General features: G+C 62.0%; 14 protein-coding genes and 1 pseudogene. 11 read left to right on the top strand and 4 right to left on the bottom strand.

The window, feature by feature from the left end:
- Positions 1 to 73: 73 nt before the first annotated feature.
- Positions 74 to 427, bottom strand: a complete 354-nt coding sequence (uraH, locus tag EJA05_RS08885) for a hydroxyisourate hydrolase (protein WP_110993583.1) — start codon at positions 425 to 427, stop codon at positions 74 to 76.
- Positions 428 to 815: 388 nt separating this feature from the next.
- Between uraH and puuE the strand changes: the two genes are divergently transcribed.
- From puuE to EJA05_RS08850, 7 genes are all read left to right on the top strand, one after another.
- A complete protein-coding gene (gene puuE, locus EJA05_RS08880) occupies positions 816 to 1,742 on the top strand; it encodes an allantoinase PuuE (protein ID WP_125463336.1) in 927 nt (308 codons plus the stop codon).
- Positions 1,742 to 2,257 (top strand): 2-oxo-4-hydroxy-4-carboxy-5-ureidoimidazoline decarboxylase, encoded by a 516-nt coding sequence (uraD, locus tag EJA05_RS08875; protein WP_125857976.1) that lies wholly within the window; start codon positions 1,742 to 1,744, stop codon positions 2,255 to 2,257. Before puuE ends, uraD begins: the two co-directional genes overlap by 1 nt.
- Positions 2,258 to 2,366: 109 nt before the next feature.
- Positions 2,367 to 2,870 (top strand): ureidoglycolate lyase, encoded by a 504-nt coding sequence (locus EJA05_RS08870; RefSeq protein WP_046856488.1) that lies wholly within the window; start codon positions 2,367 to 2,369, stop codon positions 2,868 to 2,870.
- Positions 2,871 to 2,915: 45 nt separating this feature from the next.
- Positions 2,916 to 4,235, top strand: coding sequence for a urate hydroxylase PuuD (locus EJA05_RS08865; protein WP_125463335.1), 1,320 nt, complete (start codon positions 2,916 to 2,918; stop codon positions 4,233 to 4,235).
- A gap of 152 nt (positions 4,236 to 4,387) precedes the next feature.
- On the top strand, positions 4,388 to 5,743 hold the full coding sequence (locus tag EJA05_RS08860) for a nucleobase:cation symporter-2 family protein (RefSeq protein ID WP_125857975.1): 1,356 nt from the start codon (positions 4,388 to 4,390) through the stop codon (positions 5,741 to 5,743).
- 140 nt (positions 5,744 to 5,883) lie between these two features.
- Positions 5,884 to 6,669, top strand: a complete 786-nt coding sequence (locus EJA05_RS08855) for an outer membrane protein OmpK (protein ID WP_125857974.1) — start codon at positions 5,884 to 5,886, stop codon at positions 6,667 to 6,669.
- Positions 6,670 to 7,021: 352 nt separating this feature from the next.
- On the top strand, positions 7,022 to 7,804 hold the full coding sequence (locus EJA05_RS08850; protein ID WP_125857973.1) for an outer membrane protein OmpK: 783 nt from the start codon (positions 7,022 to 7,024) through the stop codon (positions 7,802 to 7,804).
- Between the two features lie 74 nt (positions 7,805 to 7,878).
- Here the strand turns inward: EJA05_RS08850 and EJA05_RS08845 are convergent, their stop codons facing one another.
- A complete protein-coding gene (locus EJA05_RS08845; RefSeq protein WP_125463331.1) occupies positions 7,879 to 8,181 on the bottom strand; it encodes a hypothetical protein in 303 nt (100 codons plus the stop codon).
- Between the two features lie 184 nt (positions 8,182 to 8,365).
- Between EJA05_RS08845 and EJA05_RS08840 the strand changes: the two are divergent.
- Positions 8,366 to 10,262: pseudogene (locus EJA05_RS08840) on the top strand (LTA synthase family protein).
- Here the strand turns inward: EJA05_RS08840 and EJA05_RS08835 are convergent.
- Positions 10,252 to 11,160 carry a DUF808 domain-containing protein gene (locus EJA05_RS08835; protein WP_125857972.1) on the bottom strand — a complete coding sequence of 303 codons (909 nt, stop codon included), beginning with the start codon at positions 11,158 to 11,160 and terminating at the stop codon, positions 10,252 to 10,254. The pseudogene EJA05_RS08840 and the gene EJA05_RS08835 overlap by 11 nt on opposite strands.
- Before the next feature lie 132 nt (positions 11,161 to 11,292).
- Here EJA05_RS08835 and EJA05_RS08830 point away from each other — a divergent pair, with 132 nt between their 5' ends.
- The gene (locus EJA05_RS08830) at positions 11,293 to 11,904 is read left to right on the top strand and encodes a TetR/AcrR family transcriptional regulator (RefSeq protein WP_125463328.1); all 612 of its coding nucleotides are present in this window, start codon (positions 11,293 to 11,295) and stop codon (positions 11,902 to 11,904) included.
- A 122-nt stretch (positions 11,905 to 12,026) separates the two neighbouring features.
- Here the strand turns inward: EJA05_RS08830 and EJA05_RS08825 are convergent, their stop codons facing one another.
- Positions 12,027 to 12,467: a GlcG/HbpS family heme-binding protein gene (locus EJA05_RS08825; protein WP_125463327.1), complete on the bottom strand. Its 441-nt coding sequence runs from the start codon at positions 12,465 to 12,467 to the stop codon at positions 12,027 to 12,029.
- Positions 12,468 to 12,723: 256 nt separating this feature from the next.
- Between EJA05_RS08825 and gcl the strand changes: the two genes are divergently transcribed.
- Together gcl and hyi are read left to right on the top strand one after the other, a co-directional pair.
- Positions 12,724 to 14,499, top strand: a complete 1,776-nt coding sequence (gene gcl, locus EJA05_RS08820) for a glyoxylate carboligase (protein WP_125463326.1) — start codon at positions 12,724 to 12,726, stop codon at positions 14,497 to 14,499.
- A gap of 57 nt (positions 14,500 to 14,556) precedes the next feature.
- On the top strand, positions 14,557 to 15,339 hold the full coding sequence (gene hyi / locus EJA05_RS08815) for a hydroxypyruvate isomerase (RefSeq protein WP_125857971.1): 783 nt from the start codon (positions 14,557 to 14,559) through the stop codon (positions 15,337 to 15,339).
- The last annotated feature ends 166 nt before the right edge of the window (positions 15,340 to 15,505 follow it).

Below are 15,505 nucleotides of genomic sequence, written 5' to 3'. Positions count from 1 at the left end.
CTACACACGGGCAAAAAAAAGCCCGCCAGTGTGAGAGCGGGCAAGGACCTACGAAGATTCTTCTAGCGACCAACTAGCTTCCACGATAGGTCGAGTAGCTGTACGGCGAGATCAGCAGCGGCACATGGTAGTGCTCTTGCTGCTCGTCGATGCCAAAGCGCAGCACGACAACGTCAAGGAACGCCGCGGCCGGCAGTTGCACGCCGCGAGCGCGGTAATAATCGCCAGCGCTGAACTGCAACTGGTAAACGCCGGTGCGGTAGTCGTCACCCTGCAACAGCGGTGCGTCGACGCGGCCATCGCTGTTGGTCAGCACGGTGTTGATCAACTCCAGCTGCTGGCCTTCGACACGGTACAGCTCAACCTTGATCGAGCTGCCCGGGCAGCCATGCGCGGCGTCCAGTACGTGTGTGGTCAAACGTCCCATTTGCTTGTCGCCTCTTGTCGTATGCGTGGGCAAAAAATACACGGCATGCACCGGGCACGGGGGCCAGCGGTGTGCGGGAATGACGCCATTAAGACAGTTTCTCAAAAAATTGTACACAATTTTTTGAACCCTTCTTCCTAGCGGCCCGCTCACCCCTGAAAACAGGCCACCAATCGCAAAGACAGGCAGCAAGCAGGGGTCACCGTTATTAGCTGACCAATCAGGCAGGTTTCTTGCAAGCCGTTTCTGGGCGACAAATGGGAAGAAATGCGGAAAAACAGGCTTACAAAGTATTTAAGAAGTTGTATACAATCAGCCCATCCGGTGGTGCGACATCCCGACGCGGCCCGCCCACCAACCGCACTAACGTACAAGAAGGAAGACTGCAGTGAGCGCTGACTACCCTCGCGACCTGATCGGTTACGGCAACAACCCACCTCATCCGCAATGGCCGGGGAATGCCCGCATTGCACTGTCCTTCGTGCTCAATTACGAAGAAGGTGGCGAGCGCAACATCCTGCACGGCGACAAAGAGTCCGAGGCCTTCCTGTCTGAAATGGTGGCCGCCCAGCCGTTGCAGGGCCAGCGCAACATGAGCATGGAATCGCTCTACGAATACGGCAGCCGCGCCGGTGTATGGCGCCTGCTCAAGCTGTTCAAGGACAGCGGCGTGCCGCTGACCATCTTCGCCGTGGCCATGGCCGCCCAGCGCCACCCCGACGTGATCCGTGCCATGGCCGAGGCCGGCCACGAGATCTGCAGCCACGGCTACCGCTGGATCGACTACCAGAACATGGAAGAAGCGCAAGAGCGCGAGCACATGCTCGAAGCCATCCGCATCCTCACCGAACTGACCGGCGAGCGCCCGGTGGGCTGGTACACCGGCCGCACCGGCCCGAACACCCGGCGCCTGGTGATGGAGGAAGGCGGTTTCCTCTACGACAGCGACACCTACGACGACGACCTGCCCTACTGGGAACCGAACAACCCGACCGGCAAGCCGCACCTGGTGATCCCCTACACCCTGGACACCAACGACATGCGCTTCACCCAGGTACAGGGCTTCAACTGCGGCGAGCAGTTCTTCCAGTACCTCAAGGACGCCTTTGACGTGCTGTACGCCGAAGGCGCCGAAGCCCCGAAAATGCTCTCCATCGGCCTGCACTGCCGCCTGGTCGGCCGCCCGGCGCGCCTCGCCGCGCTCAAGCGCTTCGTCGATTACGCCAAGAGCCATGAGCAGGTCTGGTTCGCCCGTCGCGTGGACATCGCCCGCCACTGGCACGCCACCCACCCGTACAAGAAAGAGAACGCCTGATGACCGCCTTCAAGACCCTCAAACCTTCCAGCCTGGGCCGCGCCGCCTTCGTCGAAGCCTTCGCCGACATCTACGAGCACTCGCCGTGGGTCGCCGAAAAGGCCTACGATCTCGGCCAACTGGCTGAACTGGACGAGATCGAAGCGCTGCATCAGCGCATGAGCGACATCCTGCTCAGCGCCAACCACAGCGACCAGCTGGCCCTGATCAACGCTCACCCGGACCTGGCCGGCAAAGCCGCCGTGCAGGGCGAGCTGACCGAATCGAGCACCAACGAACAGGCCGGCGCCGGTATCCACCAGTGCACCGCCGAAGAGTTCGCCCGCTTCACCGAACTGAACGACGCCTACAAAGCCAAGTTCCAGTTTCCGTTCATCATGGCGGTCAAGGGCAGCAACCGGCACCAGATCCTCGCCTCCTTCGAAAAGCGCATCCACAACGACAAGGATGCCGAGTTCAAGGAAGCCCTGGCGCAGATCAACCTGATCGCCCTGTTCCGCCTGCTGCAGCTTTGAGGACTGTGCGAAGGCCTGGCCCGAGTGCGTGACGCGTCCGTACCCAGGGCCTGGCAAGAGCTACCAGTCCACCCAAATCAAGAACAACGAACATAGAAGAGATAACCGCATGCGCACCCTGATGATCGAGCCCCTGACCAAAGAAGCCTTTGCCCCGTTCGGTGATGTGATCGAAACCGATGGCAGCGACCACTTCATGATCAACAACGGCTCGACCATGCGCTTCCACAAGCTCGCCACGGTCGAGACCGCCGAGCCTGAGGACAAGGCGATCATCAGCATCTTCCGCGCCGACGCGCTGGAAATGCCGCTGACCGTGCGCATGCTGGAACGCCATCCGCTGGGCAGCCAGGCTTTCATCCCGCTGCTCGGCAACCCCTTTCTGATCGTGGTCGCGCCAGTTGGCGATGCACCTGTATCAGGCTTGGTCCGCGCCTTCCGCAGTAACGGCAGGCAGGGCATCAATTACCATCGCGGCGTTTGGCACCACCCGGTGCTTACGATCGAAAAGCGGGATGATTTCCTGGTGGTTGATCGCAGTGGTTCTGGCAACAACTGCGATGAGCATTACTTCCCCGAGGAACAGATGCTGATCCTCAATCCCCACCAATAAGAAAGGGTCGGTCATCTATGTGGTGACCGGCGAGAGGTAACTACTGTGGAAGCACACCTTCACGAATGGCTGAACCTGAGCATTCGCTGGGTTCACATGATCACCGGCGTCGCCTGGATCGGTGCATCGTTCTACTTCGTCTGGCTGGAGAACCACCTGAACCGAAGCAACCCGCGCGATGGGTTGTCGGGTGACCTTTGGGCCATCCACGGTGGCGGTATCTACCACCTGGAAAAATACAAGCTCGCGCCACCGAAAATGCCCGAGAACCTGCACTGGTTCAAATGGGAAGCCTACTTCACCTGGATGTCCGGGATCGCCTTGCTGTGCGTGGTGTTCTACTGGAACCCGGCTCTGTACCTGCTGGCCCCCGGCAGCACCCTGAGCGGTGCCGAAGGCGTGGCCATCGGTATCGGTTCGCTGATCGCCGGCTGGTTCGTCTACGACTTCCTCTGCGACTCGCCCCTGGGCAAGAAACCAGCCCTGCTTGGTGGCGTGCTGTTCGTGCTGATCATCGCCGCATGCTGGGGCTTCAGCCTGGTGTTCAGCGGCCGCGGTGCTTACCTGCACACCGGCGCGATCATCGGCACCATCATGGTCGGTAACGTGTTCCGCATCATCATGCCGGCCCAGCGCCAGCTGGTGGCGGCCATCGAGAACAACCAGACCCCCGACCCGGTACTGCCGGCCAAGGGCCTGCTGCGCTCGCGCCACAACAACTACTTCACCCTGCCGGTGCTGTTCATCATGATCAGCAACCACTTCCCGAGCACCTACGGCAGCCAGTACAACTGGCTGATCCTGGCCGGGATCGCGGTGGCCGCGGTACTGATCCGCCACTACTTCAACACCCGCCACGACAGCAACAAGTACGCCTGGACCCTGCCTGTCGGCGCCCTGGCGATGATCTGCCTGGCCTACGTGACCGGCCCCAAGCCGCTGCCGACCGCCCCTGAGCAGGCCGCCGCCAAGGTCGAATACCAGCCGCTGCCGGCCACCGCCGTGGGTGGCAAGACCGCCGCCGAGCTGCGCGCCGAGGAAGCTGCCAAGCCTGCCGAAGCACCAGCCGCAGCACCTGCCCAGGCCACCGCCCAGGCAGCTACCGGCGGTTTCGACAAGATCCACACCGTCATCCAGGAACGCTGCACCGTGTGCCACTCGTCCAAACCGACCAGCCCACTGTTCAGCGCCGCCCCTGCCGGCGTGATGTTCGACACCCCGCAGCAGATCCAGGCCCAGGCCGCGCGCATCCAAGCGCAGGCCGTCGCCAGCCAGATCATGCCGCTGGGCAACATCACCCAGATGACCGTTGAAGAACGCAAGCTGGTCGGCGACTGGATCGCCAAAGGCGCCCAGGTCAACTGAAAGCAGCTGCAAGCTACAAGCGGTAAGTAGCTAGATAACAAGCAAGCATCGAGCCTCAGGCTTCGAGCGGGAACCACAAGCTTCTACTTGAAGCTTGCCGCTTGGAGCTTTTGGCTTGGATCCGAGAATAAAAACAAAACTCGAGGTGCTGCATGTCCGAGTCACCCAAGGCGTACATTCCTGTTGCGCCGCCACGACAGCCCCTGCCCCTGTTCCAGCTGATCCTGGTGGGTTTGCAACACGTTCTGCTGATGTACGGTGGCGCCATCGCCGTGCCGCTGATCATCGGCCAGGCCGCCGGCCTGTCCCGCGAGGAAGTCGCCTTTCTGATCAACGCCGACCTGCTGGTCGCCGGCGTTGCCACCATCATCCAATCCTTCGGTATCGGCCCGGTCGGCATCCGCATGCCAGTCATGATGGGCGCCAGCTTCGCTGCCGTCGGCAGCATGGTGGCCATGGCCGGCATGCCTGGCGTCGGTTTGCAGGGGATCTTCGGCGCGACCATCGCCGCCGGGTTCTTCGGCATGCTGATCGCGCCATTCATGTCCAAGGTCGTGCGTTTCTTCCCCCCCCTGGTGACCGGCACGGTCATTACCTCCATCGGGCTGTCGCTGTTCCCGGTGGCGGTCAACTGGGCCGGTGGTGGCCATGAGGCCCAGACCTTCGGCTCGCCGATCTACCTGATGGTCGCCGGCCTGGTGCTGGCGGTGATCCTGCTGATCAACCGCTTCATGCGCGGTTTCTGGGTCAACGTTTCGGTACTGGTGGGCATGGGCCTGGGCTACATCCTCGCCGGCTCCATCGGCATGGTCGACCTGTCCGGCCTGAACGAGGCGCCCTGGCTGCAGGTGGTCACCCCACTGCACTTCGGCATGCCGACCTTCAGCCTGGCGCCGATCCTGTCGATGTGCCTGGTGGTGGTGATCATCTTCGTCGAGTCCACCGGCATGTTCCTCGCCCTGGGCAAGGTCACCGACCGTGAAGTTACCCCTGGGATGCTGCGTCGTGGCCTGCTGTGCGACGCCGGGGCATCGTTCATCGCCGGGTTCTTCAACACCTTCACCCACTCCTCGTTCGCCCAGAACATCGGCCTGGTGCAGATGACCGGGGTGCGTTGCCGCTACGTCACGGTGATGGCCGGTGGCTTGCTGATCCTGCTCAGCCTGCTGCCCAAGGCGGCCTTCCTGATCGCCTCGATCCCGCCTGCAGTACTGGGCGGCGCGTCCATCGCCATGTTCGGCATGGTCACCGCCACCGGGATCAAGATCCTCCAGGAAGCGGACATCTCCGACCGTCGCAACCAGCTGCTGGTTGCGGTCAGCGTCGGCCTGGGCCTGATCCCCGTGGTGCGCCCGGAGTTCTTCGCACAGATGCCCCAGTGGATGGAACCCATCACCCACAGTGGCATTGCCATGGCCACCCTCAGCGCCCTGGTGCTGAACCTGCTGTTCAACATCCTCGGTGGCGCCGAACGCGCCGCGCACAACGACGCCTGCCACCAGCATTGAGGACCAGGGGCGGCAGCCTTTGCCGCCCCGCTTGCCACCTGCAGTAACCGCATGACCGTCGGCCCGCCGGAATGGGCCGCCCGGGGCGCCTGCGCGCCGAAAAAACCGCCAACAAAAACAATAAGTCCGGGAAACACAACATGAAGCGCATCACTTCCTCGCTGTTGCTGGGCAGCAGCCTGCTGGCCACCCTCCCCTCCCACGCTGGCGAATGGCTGCAGTGGCACGGCGAGAGCCTGACCTACCTGTATGGCAAGGACTTCAAGGTCAACCCCGATATCCAGCAGACCATCACCTTCGAGCACGCCAACAAGTGGAAGTACGGCGACACCTTCCTGTTCGTCGACAAGATCTTCTACAACGGCAAGCCCGACCCGAGCAAAGGCGTGACCACCTACTACGGCGAGTTCAGCCCGCGCCTGTCGTTCGGCAAGATCCTCGACCGCAACCTGAGCTTCGGCCCGGTCAAGGACGTGCTGCTGGCCATGACCTACGAACGCGGCGAAGGCGACAACGAGGCCTACCTGATCGGCCCCGGCTTCGACCTGAACATTCCCGGCTTCAACTACTTCACCCTGAACTTCTACCTGCGCAACACCGAAGGCAGCCGCCCGGGTGACAACGTCTGGCAGATCACCCCCGGTTGGTCCTACACCATTCCCGTGGGCCGCTCCGACATCCTGATCGACGGTTACATGGACTGGGTCTCCGACAACGACCAGACCCGCCGTGGCACCTACCATTCCAACCTGCACTTCAACCCACAGGTCAAATACGACCTGGGCAAGGCCCTGAACCTGGGCGCCAAGCAGCTTTACGTGGGCTTCGAGTACAGCTACTGGAAGGACAAATACGGCATCGACAGCCGCGGCAACCTGGAAAGCAATCAGAGCGTCGCCAGTGCCCTGATCAAGGTCCACTTCTGATAACCTGACCAAACGCACAACTTTGTAACACCGTGCTCCAGGACGGAGCACTTGAGGACCGGCGCGCAAGCCAGTAATCTGCGCGCCCCCTCGATCGGGGCAGGAAGGATCCTGCCCACGTTTGCTGACCGCTCAGTCAATGAATTCGGGCGGTTGGTCAACGTGTTGCCAGCCTGAAAGAACCATGTTCATCCGTTCAGCAAGACGTCGAGCAGGATGGTTGTGGCCAACCCGGAAAAGTTGGCGCAGCTCTTGCCAAACAGCTGTGGCCAATCGAAAAAAGCTGACTCAAAAGACAAAAAACGGCGCCCGAGCGCTGACAACAGATCCAATCAAGGGAGCGACACACGCAATGCGCATCATCAATAGCCTGATCCTCGCTGGCGGCCTGCTGGCCTGCGGCGCCAGCCAAGCCGGTGACCTGCTGCAGTGGCAGAACAACAGCCTGACCTATCTGTGGGGCAAGAACTTCAAGGTCAACCCCGAAATCCAGCAGACGGTGACCTTCGAGCACGCCGACGGCTGGAAGTACGGCGACAACTTCTTCTTCCTCGACAAGATCTTCTACCAGGGCAAGAAGGACGCCAATAACGGCCCGAACACCTACTACGGCGAGTTCAGCCCACGCCTGTCGTTCGGCAAGATCTTCGACCAGAAGATCGAGTTCGGCCCGGTCAAGGACGTGCTGCTGGCCATGACCTACGAGTTCGGCGAGGGTGACACCGAGTCCTACCTGATCGGCCCAGGCTTCGACCTGGCCATCCCAGGCTTCGACTACTTCCAGCTGAACTTCTACCAGCGCACCACCGACGGCAGCCGCCCGGGCGACAACGTCTGGCAGATCACCCCAGTGTGGTCCTACACCATCCCTGTGGGTTCGTCCGACGTGCTGATCGACGGCTTCATGGACTGGGTGGTGGACAACGACGAGAACCGTCGCGGCACCTACCAGGCCAACCTGCACTTCAACCCGCAGATCAAGTACGACCTGGGTAAAGCGCTGCACCTGGGTGAGAAGCAGCTGTACGTCGGTATCGAGTACGACTACTGGAAGAACAAGTACGGCATCAAGGACAGCGACGCCTTCACCACCGACCAGAACACCGCCAGCCTGTTGGTGAAAGTGCACTTCTGATGACTGAAACGAAACAGCGCCTCTAATTGAGGCGCTGTTTCGTTAGAGCATGTAGGAATAAACCTACATATAACTCAGCCTTTTCTTACTTTTGAAAAACTTGTCTTGTAAATCAACATCAACATTATTGGCAAAACCACACCTACCGCCAATAAACCAGCCTCAACCTGGGCATGATCGAGCACCCGCCAAATATCCAGCATCAGCATGAATCCATTGATCAGCAGCGCCACGCCAAACATGGCGCAACACCTGAGCAACGCCGCGACGCCCACGCCACTCATCAGCAACCACAGGCCCAGAACGCTCCAGGCCAGCGCAGTGAGCAGGTATAGCGCCAAGTGATAGGCATCATAGGTCAACACATTGCCAAACATGTTCAGCCCTCGCCTTTATTAATAAAGAAAGGCCTGAACTATAAAGGTGAAAATTCACTCAGCATACAGCGAAACTTTGACAAAACTTTTGCAAACACTCCGGTACTCTGCACGCTTTCCTGCACCCAATAAGGACATAGGCAGAACTCATGCGTGCACCTCTCGCCGCCCCTGGCGCTTCCTCATTCTTTTGTGCTCTACCTGGTTCGGCGTTTTTCTGCTGACCCGACTGGTCTTGTTGCTGGCCCACGCAGACGAGTTCAGCGGTAACTACTTCGCGGTGTTTATCACCGGCGCGCTGTACAACCTCAGCTTCCTCATCTATGCCGCGCTGCCGCTGGGGCTTTACCTGGCCCTGTGCCCAGCGTCGCTGTGGCGCACCCGGGCGCACCGCTGGCTGATGCAGGGCGTGCTGACCATCAGCCTGTTCGTGATGCTGTTCGTCGCCGTGGCCGAATGGCTGTTCTGGGACGAGTTCGGCGTGCGCTTCAACTTCATCGCCGTCGACTACCTGGTGTATTCCAAGGAAGTGCTGGACAACATCCGCGAGTCCTACCCCTGCCAACGCTGCTCGGCAGCCTTGCGGTGGCTGCCGTGGTGCTCTGCCTGCTGCTGCGCAAGCCACTGCTCCGCGCACTGTCCGCAACGCGCGCCAGCGCCTGGCCGGCGTTGCCGTGCTGGCGGTGCTGTGCGGCGCCTCGGTATTGATCATCGACCAGCAGTTCCCGCGCAACCCGGATGGCAACGCCTACCAGCGCGAGCTGTCCAGCAACGGCCCGTACCAGTTCTTCGCCGCCTTCCGCAACAACGAGCTGGACTACACCCAGTTCTACGCCACCCTTGGCGCCGATGATGTCGGTGCGCAGATGCACCATGAACTGGCCGCCGCCAATGCCCGCTTCGACCTGCGCGAGCCCCAGGACATCCGCCGCCACATCAGCGCCAGCGGCCCGCAGCGCACGCCCAACATCATTCTGGTGACCATCGAAAGCTTCAGCGCCAAGTACATGGGCAGCAACGGCGACCCGCGCAACCTCACGCCCAACCTCGACGTGCTGCGCAAGCAGAGCCTGTATTTCAACAATTTCTACGCCACCGGCACCCGCACCGACCGTGGCCTGGAGGCCATCACCCTGTCGATTCCGCCCACCCCCGGGCGCTCGATCGTCAAGCGCATCGGCCGCGAAAGCGGCTACGCCAGCCTCGGCCAGCAGTTGGCGGCCGTGGGTTACGACGCGGTCTACGTCTATGGCGGGCGCGGCTACTTCGACAACATGAACGCGTTCTTCAGCGGCAACGGCTATCGCATCGTCGACCAGAGCAGCGTCGATGAAAGCGAAATCAGCTTCAAGAATGCCTGGGGCATGGCCGACGAAGACCTCTATCGCCAGGCGATCAAGCTGGCCGATGCCGACCACGCCACGCAAAAGCCGTTCTTCCTGCAGCTGATGACCACGTCCAACCACCGCCCATACACCTACCCCGAGGGGCGTATCGACATCCCCTCCGGTGACGGTCGCGAAGGTGCGGTGAAGTACACCGACTACGCCATCGACCAGTTCCTGCAACAGGCCCGCAAAAAGCCCTGGTTCGACAATACCCTGTTCATCTTCGTCGCCGACCACACAGCCGGCAGCGCCGGCAAAGAGGACCTGCCGGTCGCCAACTACCAGATTCCGCTGTGGATCTATGCACCGAAGATGATCGAACCGGCCGAGAACCCGACCCTGGCCAGCCAGATCGACCTGGCGCCGACCCTGCTCGGCCTGCTCAACCTCAGCTACACCTCGACCTTCTTCGGCCGCGACCTGCTCAAGGGCGACGACTTGCCACCCCGGGTGCTGATCGGCAACTACCAGCACCTGGGCCTGTACGACGGCAAGGACCTGGCGATCCTCAGCCCACGCGGTGGCCTGCGGATTCACCAGGATGCCCTGGGCAACAGCCATGAAACCAAGGTGGGCGTGGACAACCCGCTGATCCGCCGGGCCATTGCCTACTACCAGAGTGCGGCCTACGGCTTCAGCCAGAACCTGCTGAGCTGGCGCCCACAGGAGAAGAGCGTCACGGTCAGCCCCTGACCGCGCGCCATAGCTTCGATACAGCGCTGACCAGCGCCAGCACCACGGCCCCGGCGACCACGCCGGCCACGCCGTTGAGCAAGGCACCGGTCAGCGCCCCGCCCCGGCCTTCGGCGAAGGCCTCGATGGCGTGATGCAGCGGTGCAATGCCGTGCACCAGGATGCCGCCACCAACCAGGAACATGGCCGCAGTGCCAATCACCGACAGGCTCTTCATCAGGTATGGCGCCGCGCGCAGGATGCCGTTGCCGACGGCACGGGTGACGCTCGAGGCCTTCTTGCTCATCCACAGCCCGAGGTCATCGAGCTTGACGATGCCGCCGACCAGGCCATACACACCCACGGTCATGACAATGGCGATGCCCGACAGCACGATGATCTGCTGGGTCAGCGGCGCATCGGCGACGGTACCCAAGGTGATGGCGATGATCTCGGCGGAGAGGATGAAGTCGGTCCGCACCGCGCCCTTGATCTTGTCCTTCTCGAAGGCCACCAGGTCGACATTGGCATCGGCTACGGCTTCTTTGCGCGCCTCGTGCTGCGCCTCGTCCTCTTCCTTGCTGTGCAGGAAATTGTGCGCCAGCTTCTCGAAACCCTCGAAGCACAGGTAGGCGCCACCGACCATCAGCAGCGGCGTCACCGCCCAGGGGATGAACGCGCTGATCAACAGCGCCGCCGGCACCAGGATCGCCTTGTTGACCATCGAGCCCTTGGCCACCGCCCACACCACCGGGATCTCGCGCTCGGCGCGCACGCCGGAAACCTGCTGGGCATTGAGCGCCAGGTCGTCACCGAGCACGCCGGCGGTCTTTTTCGCCGCGACCTTGGTCATCAGCGACACATCGTCGAGTACCGTAGCGATGTCGTCGATCAGTACCAGTAGACTGCTTCCTGCCATGTTTGCTTGTATCCCGTGGTTTGAGTGCTGCGGATTCTAGCCGAAAGTCGCTGCCTTGAGCCCCCGTCGAGGCGGGTGCTACCATGCCGGACCCCTCACGGAGGGGGCCATACACGAGGAAGACCCCCGACAATGAGCACCATTCGCGAGCGCAACAAGGAACTGATCCTGCGCGCGGCCAGTGAAGAATTCGCCGACAAGGGCTTCGCCGCCACCAAGACCAGCGATATCGCGGCCAAGGCCGGCCTGCCCAAGCCGAACGTGTACTACTACTTCAAGTCGAAGGAAAACCTCTACCGCGAGGTGCTCGAAAGCATCATCGCGCCGATCATGCAGGCTTCGACGCCGTTCAGCGCCGACGGCGACCCCAAGGAAGTGCTGAGCGCCTATATCCGCTCGAAGATCCTCATCTCCCGCGACCTGCCCCACGCCTCGAAAGTGTTCGCCAGCGAGATCATGCACGGCGCGCCGCACCTGTCGCCGCGCCAGGTCGAGCAGCTCAACGAGCAGGCCCGGCATAACATCGAGTGCATCCAGCGCTGGATCGACCGCGGGCAGATCGCCAACGTCGACCCGCACCACCTGATGTTCAGCATCTGGGCAGCGACACAGACCTACGCGGATTTCGACTGGCAGATTGCCGTGGTGACGGGGAAGGCCAAATTGGCCGATAGTGACTACGATGCGGCGGCAGAAACCATCATTCGCCTGGTGCTGAAGGGCTGCGAGCCAGAGGCAGCCTGAACCACGGCGATTGCCCCTTCGCGGGTAAACCCGCTCCCACGGGGTCACCACAACCTTCAACATTGTGGTGAACCTGTGGGAGCGGGTTTACCCGCGAAAGGGCCGGTAGCGTCAATAAAGAATCAGGCAGCCACCCCGGCATCCGCCGTCAGCCCCAGCTCTTCGATCGCACTGATCGCACACTGCTCGTCGATATCCGACGTATCCCCGCTGATCCCTACCGCACCCAGCACCTTGCCGTCCTGATCGCGAATCAGCACACCCCCCGGCACCGGCACCACCGGCCGCTCACCCAAGCCATTCAACGCGGCATAAAACGCCGGCCGCTGCTGCGAATCCAGCGCCAGCAGGCGCGAGCCCTTGCCCAGGGCCACTGCCCCCCAGGCCTTGCCGATGGCCACCTCCGGTCGCAGCAGGCTGGCGCCATCCTCCCGTTGCAGCGCCAGCAGGTGTCCGCCGGCATCCAGCACCGCCACGGTCAGTGGCGCTGCGTTGATCTTGCGGCCTGCGGCCAGCGCGGCGTTTACCACGCCGACGGCGACTTTAAGGGTCAATGCGTTCATGAAAAGGTCCTCTTCTTGTTGTGAGAAGCCCTGAGGGCAGTTGAAAACCGATGAGAGAATAGAACACAACAGAGATATGTTTTGTATACAATAATTTGAAGCAATCGTACCGACTGCGACGAAATGCCGCTTTTCACGGGCCCAAGCGCCAATCAAAGCCTGCCGACGAAAATGGATTGACCTTTGGGTCGAAGCGTGAATACACTCTGTCGCAAAGCAAGTTGTATACAATTACAAAATCGATGAGGCACAAACCATGAGCAAAATGAGAGCAATCGATGCAGCCGTTCTGGTCATGCGCCGTGAAGGTGTAGATACCGCGTTCGGCATTCCTGGCGCCGCGATCAACCCGCTTTACTCGGCCCTGAAAAAAGTCGGTGGCATCGATCACGTCCTCGCTCGCCACGTCGAAGGTGCCTCGCACATGGCCGAGGGCTACACCCGCGCCAACCCGGGCAACATCGGCGTATGCATCGGCACCTCCGGCCCTGCCGGCACCGACATGGTCACCGGCCTGTACAGTGCGTCGGCCGACTCCATCCCGATCCTCTGCATCACCGGCCAGGCTCCGCGTGCCCGCCTGCACAAGGAAGACTTCCAGGCCGTCGACATCACCAGCATCGTCAAGCCGGTGACCAAGTGGGCGACCACCGTGCTGGAGCCGGGCCAGGTGCCTTACGCGTTCCAGAAGGCCTTCTATGAAATGCGCACCGGCCGCCCAGGCCCTGTGCTGATCGACCTGCCGTTCGACGTGCAGATGGCCGAGATCGAATTCGACATCGACGCCTACGAGCCACTCGCGATCAACAAGCCGTCCGCCACCCGCGTACAGGCCGAAAAAGCCCTGGCCCTGCTCAATGACGCCGAGCGCCCACTGCTGGTAGCCGGTGGCGGCATCATCAACGCAGACGCCAGCGACAAGCTGGTCGAGTTCGCCGAACTGACCGGCGTACCGGTAGTCCCGACCCTGATGGGCTGGGGCACCATCCCTGACGACCACGCACTGATGGTCGGCATGGTCGGCCTGCAGACCTCGCACCGCTACGGCAACGCGACCATGCTCAAATCCGACCTGGTGTTCGGTATCGGCAACCGCTGGGCCAACCGCCACACCGGCTCCGTCGACGTCTACACCGAAGGCCGCAAGTTCGTGCACGTGGACATCGAGCCGACCCAGATCGGCCGCGTGTTCACCCCGGACCTGGGTATCGTCTCCGATGCCGGCAAGGCGCTGGACGTGTTCCTCGAAGTGGCCCGCGAGTGGAAAGCCGCCGGCAAGCTGAAGTGCCGCAAGGCCTGGCTGGAAGATTGCCAGCAGCGCAAGGCGACCCTGCAGCGCAAGACCAACTTCGACAACGTTCCGGTCAAGCCACAGCGCGTGTACCAGGAAATGAACGAAGTGTTCGGCAAGGACACCACCTACGTCAGCACCATCGGCCTGTCGCAGATCGCCGGCGCGCAGTTCCTGCACGTGTACAAGCCACGCCACTGGATCAACTGCGGCCAGGCCGGCCCGCTGGGCTGGACCATCCCTGCTGCCCTGGGCGTGGTCAAGGCCGACCCGAAACGCAAGGTTGTCGCGCTGTCCGGTGACTACGACTTCCAGTTCATGATCGAAGAGCTGGCAGTGGGCGCGCAGTTCAACCTGCCGTACGTCCACGTGCTGGTGAACAACGCCTACCTCGGCCTGATCCGCCAGGCGCAGCGTGGCTTCGACATGGATTACTGTGTACAACTGGCGTTCGAGAACATCAACTCCACCGACGCCGCCACCTACGGTGTCGACCACGTCGCCGTGGTCGAAGGCCTGGGCTGCAAGGCCATCCGCGTGTTCGAACCGGCCGAGATCGCCCCTGCCCTGCTCAAGGCGCAGAAGATGGCCGAAGAGTTCCGCGTACCGGTCGTGGTCGAAGTGATCCTCGAGCGTGTCACCAACATTTCCATGGGCACCGAGATCAACGCGGTCAACGAGTTCGAAGACCTCGCCCTGGTCGGCAACGACGCGCCAACCGCCATCTCGATGCTCGACTGATTGCCTGACGCCCCCGCGCACCGGCGTGCCGGGGGCCCTCATTGCAAGGAGACAACCATGCCTCGCTTCGCTGCCAACCTGTCCATGCTGTTCACCGAACAGGACTTCCTGGCCCGCTTCAAGGCCGCCGCCGATGCTGGCTTCAGCGGTGTCGAATACCTCTTCCCGTACGATTTCAGCGCCGCCGAGATCAAGCAGCAGCTCGACGCCCACGGCCTGACCCAGGTGCTGTTCAACCTGCCGGCCGGTGACTGGGCCAAGGGTGAGCGCGGCATCACCTGCCACCCGGACCGCGTCGAAGAGTTCCGCGCCGGCGTCGACAAGGCCATCGAGTACGCCAAGGTGCTGGGCAACACCCAGGTCAACGCCCTGGCCGGCATCCGTCCGCAAGGCCTGCAGTGCGCCGACGTACGCAAGACCTTCGTCGACAACCTCAAGTACGCCGCCGACAAGCTCAAGGCCGCCGGGATCCGCCTGGTCATGGAAATGATCAACACCCGCGACATCCCCGGTTTCTACCTGAACACCACCCAGCAGGCCCTGGAAATCCAGGCCGAAGTGGGCAGCGACAACCTGTTCCTGCAGTACGACATCTACCACATGCAGATCATGGAAGGTGACCTGGCCCGCACCCTGGAAGCCAACCTGGCGCTGATCAACCACGTGCAGCTGGCCGACAACCCGGGCCGCCACGAGCCCGGCACCGGCGAGATCAACTACCGCTTCCTGTTCGAGCACCTGGACCGCATCGGTTACCAGGGCTGGGTGGGCGCGGAGTACAAGCCCAAGACCACCACCGAGGCGGGTCTGGGTTGGCTGAAGACGCACAACGCTATCTAACGGCTGAGCGCAGGCCCCTGTTGAAAACAGGACACTGTGGGAGCGGGTTCACCCGCGAACACCGGCGAAGCCGGTGCCATCCACCGCAGTGCCTGCTTCGCGGGTAAACCCGCTCCCACAGGGGCCTGTTCAGCCTGCTCCATCGAGATTCAACAATTACAACGAG

It is taken from the genome of Pseudomonas oryziphila, from assembly GCF_003940825.1.
Taxonomy (GTDB): Bacteria; Pseudomonadota; Gammaproteobacteria; order Pseudomonadales; family Pseudomonadaceae; genus Aquipseudomonas; species Aquipseudomonas sichuanensis.
The sequence above is the reverse complement of the archived record's forward strand: the minus strand, read 5'-3'. Positions and strand labels throughout refer to the sequence as shown.

Coding starts and splice junctions, on each gene's coding strand:
- EJA05_RS08850 (WP_125857973.1), top strand. CDS start 7,022: ATGCGCATCATCAATAGCCTGATCCTCGCTGGCGGCCTGCTGGCCTGC.
- EJA05_RS08870 (WP_046856488.1), top strand. CDS start 2,367: ATGCGCACCCTGATGATCGAGCCCCTGACCAAAGAAGCCTTTGCCCCG.
- EJA05_RS08855 (WP_125857974.1), top strand. CDS start 5,884: ATGAAGCGCATCACTTCCTCGCTGTTGCTGGGCAGCAGCCTGCTGGCC.
- hyi (WP_125857971.1), top strand. CDS start 14,557: ATGCCTCGCTTCGCTGCCAACCTGTCCATGCTGTTCACCGAACAGGAC.
- gcl (WP_125463326.1), top strand. CDS start 12,724: ATGAGCAAAATGAGAGCAATCGATGCAGCCGTTCTGGTCATGCGCCGT.
- EJA05_RS08845 (WP_125463331.1), bottom strand. CDS start 8,181: ATGTTTGGCAATGTGTTGACCTATGATGCCTATCACTTGGCGCTATAC.
- EJA05_RS08860 (WP_125857975.1), top strand. CDS start 4,388: ATGTCCGAGTCACCCAAGGCGTACATTCCTGTTGCGCCGCCACGACAG.
- EJA05_RS08825 (WP_125463327.1), bottom strand. CDS start 12,467: ATGAACGCATTGACCCTTAAAGTCGCCGTCGGCGTGGTAAACGCCGCG.
- uraD (WP_125857976.1), top strand. CDS start 1,742: ATGACCGCCTTCAAGACCCTCAAACCTTCCAGCCTGGGCCGCGCCGCC.
- EJA05_RS08830 (WP_125463328.1), top strand. CDS start 11,293: ATGAGCACCATTCGCGAGCGCAACAAGGAACTGATCCTGCGCGCGGCC.
- uraH (WP_110993583.1), bottom strand. CDS start 427: ATGGGACGTTTGACCACACACGTACTGGACGCCGCGCATGGCTGCCCG.
- EJA05_RS08835 (WP_125857972.1), bottom strand. CDS start 11,160: ATGGCAGGAAGCAGTCTACTGGTACTGATCGACGACATCGCTACGGTA.